Origin of the sequence: Mesorhizobium sanjuanii, assembly GCF_002529485.1 — a bacterium.
GTDB classification, from domain to species: Bacteria; Pseudomonadota; Alphaproteobacteria; order Rhizobiales; family Rhizobiaceae; genus Mesorhizobium; species Mesorhizobium sanjuanii.
The window spans coordinates 1-11,291 of record NZ_NWQG01000125.1; the positions used below are offsets into that span (position 1 = coordinate 1).

Annotated in this window: 12 protein-coding genes and 2 tRNA genes; 6 read left to right on the top strand and 8 right to left on the bottom strand. The window is 62.3% G+C overall.

The annotated features are described in order from the left end of the window. Window positions 1-172 precede the first annotated feature (172 nt). A tRNA-Val gene (locus CN311_RS19375) sits at window positions 173-248 on the bottom strand. Between the two features lie 217 nt (window positions 249-465). Between CN311_RS19375 and CN311_RS19380 the strand changes: the two genes are divergently transcribed. Next, window positions 466-542: transfer RNA gene (locus CN311_RS19380), tRNA-Asp, on the top strand. A gap of 299 nt (window positions 543-841) precedes the next feature. Continuing rightward, complete coding sequence (locus CN311_RS19385; RefSeq protein ID WP_097575343.1) at window positions 842-1,627, top strand: ion transporter; 786 nt, start codon at window positions 842-844, stop codon at window positions 1,625-1,627. A 24-nt stretch (window positions 1,628-1,651) separates the two neighbouring features. Here CN311_RS19385 and rbsK read toward each other — a convergent pair whose 3' ends face one another. Genes rbsK through CN311_RS19400 form a run of 3 tightly spaced genes read right to left on the bottom strand, consistent with a single transcriptional unit; the run spans window position 1,652 to window position 4,127 of the window. Then, window positions 1,652-2,578, bottom strand: a complete 927-nt coding sequence (rbsK, locus tag CN311_RS19390) for a ribokinase (protein ID WP_097575344.1) — start codon at window positions 2,576-2,578, stop codon at window positions 1,652-1,654. A gap of 4 nt (window positions 2,579-2,582) precedes the next feature. After that, the gene (locus tag CN311_RS19395; RefSeq protein WP_097575345.1) at window positions 2,583-3,035 is read right to left on the bottom strand and encodes an RbsD/FucU family protein; all 453 of its coding nucleotides are present in this window, start codon (window positions 3,033-3,035) and stop codon (window positions 2,583-2,585) included. A 33-nt stretch (window positions 3,036-3,068) separates the two neighbouring features. Further along, on the bottom strand, window positions 3,069-4,127 hold the full coding sequence (locus CN311_RS19400; RefSeq protein ID WP_097575346.1) for an ABC transporter ATP-binding protein: 1,059 nt from the start codon (window positions 4,125-4,127) through the stop codon (window positions 3,069-3,071). A 301-nt stretch (window positions 4,128-4,428) separates the two neighbouring features. On the opposite strand from CN311_RS19400, the gene CN311_RS19405 reads away from it, so the two are divergent. From CN311_RS19405 to CN311_RS19415, 3 genes are all read left to right on the top strand, one after another. Continuing rightward, window positions 4,429-6,093: an ABC transporter substrate-binding protein gene (locus CN311_RS19405; protein WP_097575347.1), complete on the top strand. Its 1,665-nt coding sequence runs from the start codon at window positions 4,429-4,431 to the stop codon at window positions 6,091-6,093. A 97-nt stretch (window positions 6,094-6,190) separates the two neighbouring features. Next, window positions 6,191-7,312 carry a carbohydrate ABC transporter permease gene (locus CN311_RS19410; RefSeq protein WP_097575348.1) on the top strand — a complete coding sequence of 374 codons (1,122 nt, stop codon included), beginning with the start codon at window positions 6,191-6,193 and terminating at the stop codon, window positions 7,310-7,312. A gap of 10 nt (window positions 7,313-7,322) precedes the next feature. Beyond that, a complete protein-coding gene (locus CN311_RS19415) occupies window positions 7,323-8,240 on the top strand; it encodes a carbohydrate ABC transporter permease (RefSeq protein WP_097575349.1) in 918 nt (305 codons plus the stop codon). Window positions 8,241-8,287: 47 nt separating this feature from the next. Here the strand turns inward: CN311_RS19415 and CN311_RS19420 are convergent, their stop codons facing one another. Continuing rightward, complete coding sequence (locus CN311_RS19420; RefSeq protein WP_097575350.1) at window positions 8,288-9,031, bottom strand: creatininase family protein; 744 nt, start codon at window positions 9,029-9,031, stop codon at window positions 8,288-8,290. A 3-nt stretch (window positions 9,032-9,034) separates the two neighbouring features. Then, complete coding sequence (gene hxlB / locus CN311_RS19425) at window positions 9,035-9,676, bottom strand: 6-phospho-3-hexuloisomerase (protein ID WP_097575351.1); 642 nt, start codon at window positions 9,674-9,676, stop codon at window positions 9,035-9,037. A gap of 103 nt (window positions 9,677-9,779) precedes the next feature. Between hxlB and CN311_RS19430 the strand changes: the two genes are divergently transcribed. Further along, window positions 9,780-10,802, top strand: a complete 1,023-nt coding sequence (locus CN311_RS19430) for an aldo/keto reductase (RefSeq protein ID WP_097575352.1) — start codon at window positions 9,780-9,782, stop codon at window positions 10,800-10,802. A gap of 77 nt (window positions 10,803-10,879) precedes the next feature. Here the strand turns inward: CN311_RS19430 and CN311_RS19435 are convergent, their stop codons facing one another. Both CN311_RS19435 and CN311_RS33005 read right to left on the bottom strand, forming a co-directional pair. Next, window positions 10,880-11,152 carry an HU family DNA-binding protein gene (locus tag CN311_RS19435; protein ID WP_006201846.1) on the bottom strand — a complete coding sequence of 91 codons (273 nt, stop codon included), beginning with the start codon at window positions 11,150-11,152 and terminating at the stop codon, window positions 10,880-10,882. After that, window positions 11,094-11,291: hypothetical protein (locus CN311_RS33005; RefSeq protein WP_208866536.1), on the bottom strand; the 198-nt coding region annotated here is incomplete at its 5' end. The genes CN311_RS33005 and CN311_RS19435, both read right to left, overlap by 59 nt.

Below are 11,291 nucleotides of genomic sequence, written 5' to 3' on the forward strand. Positions count from 1 at the left end.
TTTGTGGATACAGAAACACCGATGTCCCCATCCGGCGCCCGCCGTGCCGAAAGGTACGGCGGTCTTTTCCATGGGGGAGCAGAAAACCGGCGTTTCTGGGCGCATACCCGGGCGCAATAGACCGACCTTCATTCGCAGAAAGACAAACTGTATTGAAATCATTGAGGAAAAATGGTGGGCGATGACGGGCTCGAACCGCCGACATCTTCGGTGTAAACGAAGCGCTCTACCAACTGAGCTAATCGCCCGCTCCGGCGCGGACCTTTAAGCGGTCAGGACCGGCTTCGCAAGGCCAAATGAACGGGCAACGCGCTCGCTAAGAGCGGATTTCGGCGGCAAAGTTGTGGCTGTCAAAAAACCTTCTCCTGTTTGCTGTTATGCTGTCGCGCTCCGCTTGACACCCGCTGGCTTACCCCTTATCCAGCGGCCCAACGACGAACACGGCTGACACGTGCTCGTCAATGCGCGGGTGTAGCTCAGTTGGTTAGAGTGCCGGCCTGTCACGCCGGAGGTCGCGGGTTCGAGCCCCGTCACTCGCGCCATTCTTTTTGAATGGCCTAGGTTTCCTTCATACAAAAAGTTTCGACTTTCAGTTTTCTGAGAGTTTCGACTTTTTGTATTCGTTGCGTCGCAAGCCGGCCATATGTATTTCAGCCTCGAACGTACTGGAGCGGCGGGCTCGCAAGTCGAACCGTGCCGCCGCGCTATTTTTGTTCGAGCATTGGATTTTCCCAAACCGGTTCCCACTTTCGGATCCGATGCGCTATTTTTAGTTCGAGCATCGGATTTTCCCAAAACCGGTTCCCACTTTTGGGTCCGATGCTCTGCCGGAGAAAAGGCCTTGGACGCTTTGAAATCGCTCATCGAATCGCGCCGCTTCGACCTTGCGATCATGGTCCTGATCCTGATCAATGCGGTCACGCTCGGCCTCGAAACCTCGTCCAACGCGATTGCTGCCTTTGGTCCGCTTCTGACGGCCATCGACCGCGCGATCCTCGGCGTCTTCGTGCTCGAACTCGCAACCCGGTTGGTCGTCTACAGGACGCAATTCTTCCGCGATCCATGGCGCATCTTCGACCTCTTCGTCGTCGGTTTCGCGCTTATTCCCGCGACCGGTTCGCTCTCCGTGCTGAGGGCGCTGCGCATCCTGCGGGTCCTGCGGCTGATCAGCATCGTTCCGTCGCTGCGCCGTGTCGTCACCGGCTTCATCACCGCCCTGCCCGGCATGGGCTCGATCATGCTGTTGCTCGGGCTGGTGTTCTACGTCTTTGCGGTGATGGCGACGAAGCTCTACGGCTCGTCCTTTCCCGAACTGTTCGGCGGCATACCGCAATCGCTGTTCACGCTTTTCCAGGTCATGACCCTCGAAGGCTGGTCGGACGGCGTCGTGCGCCCGGTCATGGAGGTCTATCCGACAGCCTGGCTGTTCTTCATCCCGTTCATCATTGCGACCTCTTTCACCGTGCTCAATCTGTTCATCGGCGTCATTGTTTCTGCGATGGAAGCCGAGCATGAGGCGGTAGAATCGGCCGACAGGGCAACGCTGCACAGCGATCAGGTCACCATCCTCGCGGAGATACAGGCGCTGCGGGCAGAGGTCCGCGAATTGTCCGGCGCTCGCGGCTAGATCGCCTCAGCCGGCGCGACAGTGCTAATCGGCGAGCAGCGCGTCGACCTCCTGCAGCGTCGGCATCGACGGCGCGGTGCCGGGCCGTGTCACTGAAATGCCGGCGACGGCGCAGGCGAAGCGCACCGCCTGCAGCGGCTCCACGCCTTTGGCGAGTGCTGCCGCCAGGCCGCCATTGAAGGCGTCGCCCGCTCCCGTCGTCTCTACCACCGGGCCGGCATTGACCACGGGAACATGGTCGGACCGGCTGGCGTCATGCAGCAGCGCGCCTTTTTCACCAAGCGTGATGATCACCGCGCCGACGCCCTTGCCGAGCAGGCTGTCGGCGGCGCGCCGGGCATCGCCGATGGTGGAAACGTTGATGCCGGTCAGTTCCTCGGCTTCGGTCTCGTTCGGCGTGATGTAATCGCAGAGTGTGTAGATGCGCTCGGGCAGGCTTGCGGCCGGCGCCGGGTTGAGGATGGTCGTCACCCCTGCCCCGCGCGCGATTTCCAGCGCCCGCAGCGCCGCCTCGATCGGTTGTTCGAGCTGGGTGACGAAGACGCCAGCCGATCCGATCAGGCCGGCATGGGCCTCGATATCGGCAGGTGAAATCAGCATGGCGGCGCCTGGGCTGACGATGATGGCATTGTTGCCGCTCGTCTCCTCGACGAAGATATAGGCTGCACCGGTGTAGCTCTCCGGAGTGTCGATGACCGCGTTCTTGACACCGGCCTGCGCCCAGGTCCGCCTCGCCATGTCGGCAAACGGATCGACGCCAAGGCGCGTCAAAAAAGTGATATCGGCGCCGAGCCGGCCGGCAGCAACCGCCTGGTTCGAGCCCTTGCCGCCGGGGCCGAGTGTGAAGGACGTGCCGAGAATCGTCTCGCCCATGCGCGGTTGCCGGGCAGCGCGATAGGCGGTGTCGGCGACGAAGACGCCCAATATGACGACAGGCTTGCCGGACGCCATGCGCCTACGCCGCGTCCGGCGGCACGACGCCCTTGCGGAAAGCGAAGCAGCCATAGAAGCGGCGCTCGCCGGTCTGGATGACGCAATAGGCCCGCTTGGCGCGTTCGTAGAAGGCATAGCGCTCGACCGAGATCATCGGCCAGGCCTTGCCTTCCGCCGCATCGATCTCTTTTTGCACCTCCTTCTGCACGGGAGGAATCTCGTCCGGCTTGCCGACGATCTCCATGCGGGCGGCCGCATCGTCGACGAATGTGTCAAGCGGATAGAGCGACAGCACCGCCTTGACCACGTCGGCCGCCGGCGCGTCGATGCGCAGCAGCTTGCCGAGCACGGTCTGGCGCGCGGTCGAATCGGACGGGAAATTGGTGTCGACGATGATCAAATCGTCGCCATGCCCCATTGCCCTCAGCGCCTGGAGCACGTCGGCATTGAGCAGCGGATCGATCCCTTTGAGCATGGCATTCCTCCCGAACGGGCTTTTCATGTGAAGTCAGATGCGGCGGCCGGTCTCTGCATCGAAGAGATGGACCTGGTCAAGCCGGGGTTTGAGGTGCAGCGTGTCGCCCGGCTTGAAGTCGTGGCGCTCGCGAAACAGCGCCACCATCTCGCCTTCGCCGAAGCGCAGGAAGACCAGCGTTTCGGAACCGGTCGGCTCGACCACCGAAATCTTCGCCGGCACGCCGTCGGGGTGGATTTCGAGATGCTCCGGCCGCACGCCGTAGACGACGCTGCGGCCGTCCTCGACTGTGCTTTTCGTGGCGATCGGGAACGGTGTCCCTGATATTTCGACGACGGGCTTGTCGCCTTTGCGCACCACGCCCTTGAGCAGGTTCATCGATGGCGAGCCGATGAAGCCGGCGACAAACAGATTGGCCGGCCGGTCGAACAGTTCCAGCGGCGCGCCGATCTGCTCGATGCGGCCGTCGCGCATCACCACGATCTTGTCGGCCATGGTCATGGCCTCGATCTGGTCGTGGGTGACATAGATGGTGGTGGTCTTCAGCCGCTGGTGCAGTTCCTTGATCTCGGTGCGCATCTGGACGCGCAGCTTGGCGTCAAGATTGGAGAGCGGCTCGTCGAACAGGAACACTTGCGGGTTGCGCACGATGGCGCGGCCCATGGCGACGCGCTGGCGCTGCCCGCCCGAAAGCTGGCGCGGATAGCGTTTCAGATAGGGATTTAGGTCGAGGATGTCGGCGGCGCGCTTGACGCGCTCGGTGACCACCGCCGGATCGGTTTTGCGCAGCTTGAGCGCGAAGGCCATGTTCTGCTCGACCGTCTTGTGCGGATAGAGCGCGTAGTTCTGGAACACCATGGCGATGTCGCGTTTGGCCGGCGGCAGATGGTTGACGACACGTTCGCCGATGGCAATCGTTCCCGCGGAAATGGTCTCCAGCCCCGCGACCATCCTGAGCAAGGTGGACTTGCCGCATCCTGAAGGGCCAACCAGCACCACGAACTGTCCGTCGGGAATGTCGACGCTGACATCGTGCAGGACCTTGACGGTTCCGAACGCCTTGGCCACATTGCTGATCGCGACTTGAGCCATTCTCTCCCCTTGGTTCTTGGACCCACAGGCCCCTTGGTTGGCGGTGAAGCTAACCAACGCGAACGGCAAGGGCAAGTCAGTCTCTTATAGATAAAAAACCAATGCTCGTTGACACGGCACCTGGTTGCGAGAATAGTGACAAATGCCAATCCGACTGCCGGTCATCCATCCGAAAATCGGAAATCGAGGCGACGCAGGGTGGGGTCCCACGTCCCCGTTTGATCAAGGAGAACCGTCGGCGTTCCGGCGTCCGACAGATTGGCATATCAAATCAGCACTGTTGTTCTGGGAGGAATGGTAGATGAGAGTCGGTCTTTACGAAAAATTGGTGCGTGCGGGCGCTACCCGTCGTGACGTCCTCAAGGGCGCGGCCTCCATGGCCGCGATCGCCGCGGCATCCGGTGCCGGGCTCGGCGCGCTGACGCGCCCGGCTTCCGCGGCCAGCGAGTTGCGTGCGCAGATCCTGCAAATTCCCGGCGTCGGCAAGGGTCAGCCGACCGATGCGGACTTCCAGAAGGTCGGCGAGCTCTGCCTGGAAGCGACCAAGGCCAACGTCAAGGAAGGCGAATTCGCCGGCGTCGAACTCACCTTCATGGGCCTCAACAACCAGAACCTGCACAATGTGCTGTTCCGTGGCTTCCTGAAGCCGTGGGAGGCCTATACCGGCGCCAAGATCAGCTGGATCGACCTAGCGCAGGCCGACTACAATGCCCGCTTGCAGCAGTCGATCGCCACCGGCACAGTCGATTTCGACATCATCGAGATGGGCGCGCCATTCGAGGGCGATGTCTGCGGCAAGGGCCTGACCTCCGAGATGCCGGACTGGGTCAAGGACCAGATCGACATGAACGACGTCGTGGCCTATCTGCAGCCGCCGGTCGGTACCTGGGACGGCAAGCAGTACCGCATTACCGTCGACGGCGATGCGCACAACTTCAATTACCGCACCGACGTCTTCGCCGATGCCGACCTCGCCAAGGCCTGGAAGGACGGCGGCGGCGCAGGGGAATGGGGCGTGCCGAAGACCTGGCAGGAAGTCCAGGCGGTAACCAAATTCCTCAAGGGCAAGCAATTCCAGGGCCAGGACGTCTTTGGCTATCTCGACGCGCCCAAGGCCTGGGGCGGTTTCGGCTTCTACTTCCTCGGCAGCCGCGCCAGCGCCTACGCCAAGCACCCCGACGACAAGGCCTGGCTGTTCGACGCCGACACGATGAAGCCGCGCGTCAACAATCCGGCCTGGGTGCGGGCGATCCAGGACGTCATCGACGCGCTGCCGTCGGAGCCAGCCGACCAGATCAATGCCGATCCGAACACGACAGCCTTCCAGCAATTCCTGGCCGGCACCGGTTCGATGGTCACCTGGTGGGGCGATGTCGGCTCCAACGTCAAGACCAACGACTCCTCGGTCGTCGGCGACGTCACCGGCTTCTCGATCCTGCCGGGCTCGGACGATGTCTATAACTCCAAGACAGGCGCCTGGGACAAGCTCGCCAGCGGCCCGAACTATGCGCCGAACTGCGCCTATCTCGGCTGGGGCGTCTATGTCATGGCCCGTGTCGACAGCGACGAAAAGAAGAAGAAGGCGGCATGGTCCGCCGCCGCCCATCTCGGCGGCAAGGACCTGTCGATCTGGACGGCGATGTATCCGTCCGGCTTCCAGCCCTACCGCAACTCCCACTTCGATATTCCCGAATGGGTGGCGGCCGGCTATGACGAGGCGTTCATCACCTCGTATCTCAAGTCGGAAGCCGACAGCTACAACCATCCGAACGCGGCGATCGAACCGCGCATCCCCGGCATCTTCCAGTATTACAGCGCCGCCGAGGACATCCTGGCCAACACCTTCGCCGGCAAGATGAAGGCGCAGGAAGGCGCCGATGCGATTGCCGCTGCCTGGGAGAAGCTGACCGACCAGATCGGCCGCGACAACCAGATCAAGCTCTACAAGGCCTCGCTCGGCATGTAGCCAGCAGCTATGATAAGATCGCGGCCCGGTGGCTCCTGTCCCCGGGCCGTATCTTGACCGGCTCCGCCCGGTCACTTGTGCAAAAGAGGCGTGAGGCGTGACTGACCAGACTTCGACCACGAATGCGTGGCCGGCAAATTCCGTTCCCACCGATCTGATCCCGCCCGGCCGCAAGCGCCTCGGTTGGGCCCTGATGGCCGCGGCGACGCTTGGCCTCCTGGCAACGATCCTGGTGCAAATCCTCTACAAGAGCGAGGTCGACACGATCGGTTTCGAGACCTGGCGGCCGGTCGTCTATGCCTACATATTGTGGGGCGTGGCGCTCGGTGTCGGCCAGGTGCTGACGCGCGGCGAGGACGGCCAACGCGCCCTGTTCCTGTTGCCGGCGCTTTTGTTCACCATCGCCATGGTGATCTTTCCGACGCTGTTCGGCTTCTACATCGCGCTGACCGACTGGAACCTCTCTTCCTTCTCCGGCCGCAAGTTCAACGGGCTCGACAATTTCTGGCAGATGCTCGGCGATCCCTACTATCGCAACGCGCTGTTCAACATGGTGCTCTACGTGCTCGCCGTGTTCGTCGAATATGTCATCGCCTTCGGGCTGGCACTGCTTCTCAACGCGCAGATCCGGGCGCGAAAATTCTTCCGCGTCGTCTTCCTGATGCCCTTGATGCTGTCACCGGTGGCGGTGTCGTGGATGATCGGCAAATCGCTGATGGAATACCGCTTCGGTCCGGCCGCGACGCTGGCACGCCATCTCGGCTGGGAAAATCCGGCCTTCTTCTCCAACCCGATCACCGCTCGCATCTCGATCATGGTGCTCGATGCCTGGACCTTTATTCCGTTCATGATGATCATGCTGCTCGCCGGTCTGCAGGCGATGTCGCGCGAGGTGCTTGAGGCCGCGCGCGTCGACGGCGCCACTCCATGGCAGACCTTCTGGCAGGTCACCTTCCCGCTGATGCTGCCGGTGTCGGTGACGGCGGTGATCCTGCGCATCATCTTCAAGCTGAAGCTTGCCGACATCATCATCACCGTCACCTCGGGCGGCCCGGGCGGTGCGACCGATTCGGTCTCGAGCTTCATCTACCGCGAGTATCGCGACCGCTCGAATGTCGGCTACGGCACCATGCTGGCGATGGCCTATCTCATCATCATCGTCGTGTTCGTGACGTGGCTATTGAAATTCGCCAGCCGCTTTGTGCGCAACGTCAATTAGGGTTCCGGCGATGAGCGTCCAGACCACCGACTATAGCGCCTCCGAAATCCGCTCGCCGGCGAGCTTCTTCGCCAACCGCGTCTTCATCTACGGCGCGCTTATCTTCTGGGCCTTCATCTGCCTGTTCCCGATCTACTGGACGATAACCACCTCGTTCAAGACCGCGGTCGACGTCACCCAGGGCCATCTCATTCCCTTTGTCGACTTCAAGCCGGACTGGAAGGGCTGGCGATCGCTCGGCCTGTCGCCGGATTCGATCTTCCAGACCTCGACGGTGCGGGAGGAATTTCTCAAGCGCTTCATGAATTCGGTCATCACCTCGGTCGGCGCGTCGAGCCTTGCCATCATCATCGGCAGCCTCGCCGCCTACGGGCTGACCCGCTACCGCTACAAGTTCGCCTGGTTCAAGAACGAGGACATCTCCTTCTTCTTCCTGTCGCAGCTGATCCTGCCGCCGGTGGTGCTGGCGCTCCCCTTTCTCGTGCTCTACCGGGAAGTCGGCCTGCTCGATACGCGCATCGGGCTGATCCTGCTCTACACGCTGATGGTGCTGCCGATCGTCATCTGGATCATGCGCGACCAGTTCAACTCGATCCCGGTCGAGCTCGAGGAAGCAGCCCTTGTCGACGGCCTGTCGATCTGGGGCGCCTTCTTCCGCATCGTCATGCCGATCGCACTGCCCGGCATGGTCGCCGCCTTCATCCTGGCGATGGTGCTGTGCTGGAACGAGTACTTCTTCGCCGCGCTGCTGACCTCGACCGACGCCAAGACCATACCCGTCATGGTGGCGAGCCAGACCGGCTCGCAAGGCATCAACTGGTGGTCAATGGCCGCGCTTGCCACAGCCGCCATCACGCCGCTCGCCGTCATCGGCATCGCGTTGGAACGCTATCTGATCATGGGCATGACCGCGGGTGCGGTGAAGTAGCAGGCGCCCCTCTTTGCCTTCCCCTTGTGGGAGAAGGCAAAGAGGAGCTAGGCCGACAATATCGCCCGCAGATGATCGAGGATCATGGCGACGCCCTTTTGCCCCAGTTCCGCCGAGGCTTCCGGTGCGCTCGCCGTGTACCAGCCCGTATTGTCGGCAAAGTGGCCGGCGTCCACCGCTTCCGGGCACAGCGCCAGCATCAGCGACGTCTCGCCGATGCCGGCATGGTCGAAGGGATACTGGCCGTTCATCGCGGCGGGCATCAGCGGATGCACCTGCACCCAGTTGAAGAAATTTTCACCCGCGGCATGCCCGGCATAGTAGTCGGCCATCGCCTGCGAACCCCACCAGCCCTCGCCGCGCTCCTCTTCGAGGAAGCGGAAGATCGCTTGCCGACCGGCGCTCTTGAAGGCGAGATCGGTCGGCATGCCGGCGGCGAAATTCTCTGTCTGGTGGTGGATGATGGCATGGACGTTGCGAAAGCCGATGCGCAGCAGGCTGTAGAACAATTCCTCCGCGAACGACGCCAGCGCGTTGCCGCCGACCTGCACCGACCCATTGCCTTCGGGCGGCGCCACTGCATAGCTCGCCGCGCCGTAATAAAAGGATGGCAGGATGACGATGTCGGCTTCCCTCTCGAACAGCTCCAGCGTCTTGACGACGGCAAGCGTGTCCATGCCGACGGCCATGTGCTCGCCGTGGTATTCGAGCACGCCGAGCGGGAGGGCGACCGGCCAGTTCTCGGCGATCGCCTTGCGGATCTGGTGCGGCAGCATCAGCTCGTAGCGCATGATCTATTCCATGTTGGTGTGACGGGCGCGCATCGCTTCGGGCGATATGCCGGTGATGGTCCTGAGCTTCAGCACCATCACCTCGAACAGCAGGAACAACGCGCCTTCGAAGACCGAGCCCATTGGCAGCACGGATGCCTTTTCCGGACCCTGATCGTCGGCCATGGTCTGCGCCGGAATGAGCAGGGTGAAGTCGGCAAGTTTTGTGGCGCTGCTCCCGGCCTGGGCGGTCAGCAGCAGGACGGTCGCGCCCGCATCGCGAGCGACCCGCATCAGGGTGAGCACGGTCGAAGTCTCGCCCGGCCCGGAACTGACGAGGAAGACATCGTCCGGACCCAGCGGCGGCGTTGTCATGTCGCCGACCACCGAAACCGGCAGGCCGAGATGGTAGAGCCGCATGGCAAAGCCCTTGACTTGCAAAGCCTCGCGGCCGCAGCCATAGACGACGATCCTGTTAGCGCCAGCGAGCATCGCGCAAGCGGCGTCGACGCGGCTTTCGTCCACTTGCGCCAGCACGTTGCCAAGCTCGTCCAACGCGATCGCGAACAGATCGGTGCCGGCACTGGTCACGACGGTCCGCCGGAGGCCGAAAAAGGTCTGGTTTGCCTGCTCACGTTTCTCCCCGAACAGCTTGTTTTTGTTCATGCTATCACCGCGAAAATCCGTGTCCAACGGCGCTGCGCGCTTTTGCTGTGCCACGGGCGTGATAGTGTCATGTCAGACAAATCACTCCAGGGAACGGCGGAACATGAAGACACGGCATTTCGACCGCATCGGCAATGGCGGCATCGACTTCACGGAACTTGGCTTCGGCACGGCGCCGCTCGGCAATCTCTACCGCGCCGTTTCGGACGAGGATGCCAACGCCACGCTGGAGGCCGCTTGGAATGTCGGCTGCCGCTACTACGACACCGCGCCGCTCTACGGGCTCGGCCTGGCGGAAACGCGGCTCAATCCGTTCCTGCGCTCGAAAAAGCGCGACGACTATGTGCTGTCGAGCAAGGTCGGGCGCATCATGCGCGCCTGCCCGCCCGAGCAACGCACCGGCATCGGCAAGTTCTTCGACACGCCGTCGCGCCGCGAGGTCTACGACTACAGCTATGACGGCGTCATGCGCTCCTTCGAGGCGTCGCTGGAGCGTCTTGGCGTCGACCGCATCGACATCCTGTTCGTGCATGATGTCGACATCTTCACCCATGGCAGCAAGCAAGCCTCGGACCAGCGCATCGAGGAGTTCATGCGCTCGGGCTATTACGGACTGCTGTCGCTGCGCGACCAGGGCGTGATCAAGGCGTTCGGCGGCGGCATCAACGAGTGGCCGGTTGCCCAGACGCTGGCCGAGCGCGGCGACTTCGACCTGTTCCTGCTTGCCGGGCGCTATACGCTGCTGGAGCAGGAGGCGCTGCAATCCTTCCTGCCGCTGTGCCAGAAGCGCGGCATCGGCATCGTTCTCGGCGGCCCGTACAATTCAGGCATCCTGGCGAGCGGCCCCAAGCCCGGCGCCTTCTACAACTATTCCGAAGCGCCGCAGGACATACTCGAGCGCGTCACGCGCATCGAGGCCGTTTGCAAACGCCATGGCGTGCGGCTGATCGAGGCGGCACTGCAATTTCCGCTGCTGCACCCTTCGGTCGTGTCGGTGATCCCCGGCGGCCAGCGGCCGAGCGAGGTCGAAAGCAACCGCTCGCTGCTCGACGCCAATCTGCCCAAGGCGCTGTGGAGCGATCTCAAGCAGGAGGGGTTGATGCGGGCGGACGCGCCGACGGCTTGAAAGGCGTTCCCGTCAACGACGGCAACATGAAAAAGAAAAGCCGGGCAAGCCCGGCTTTTCTGATCTCTGTAAAAGGCTTAGTTGACCGCGTCCTTGAGACCCTTGCCGGCCGAAAATTTCGGCACGGTGCGCGCCGGAATCTTCACTTCCGCGCCAGTCTGAGGATTGCGGCCCGTCGACGCGGCGCGTTTTGACACGGTGAAATTTCCGAAGCCGACAAGCCGGACATCGCCGCCCTTCTTCAGTTCGCCGGTGATCACGGAAAACACCGCGTCGACCGCCGACTGCGCGTCACCCTTCGAAATACTCGCGGCATCGGCGACAGCGGACACCAGTTCGTTCTTGTTCATAAAAATTCCCTTCCATGAGAAAACCGGAACCACTCGACTCATCCGGCAGGAAACGGACTTTAGAAAGAAGCGTTCCTGCAACCAAGTCGAAAAGCGTCAAATAAATCGGAAAAAGCCCGGAAATCCGGGGTTTTTCACA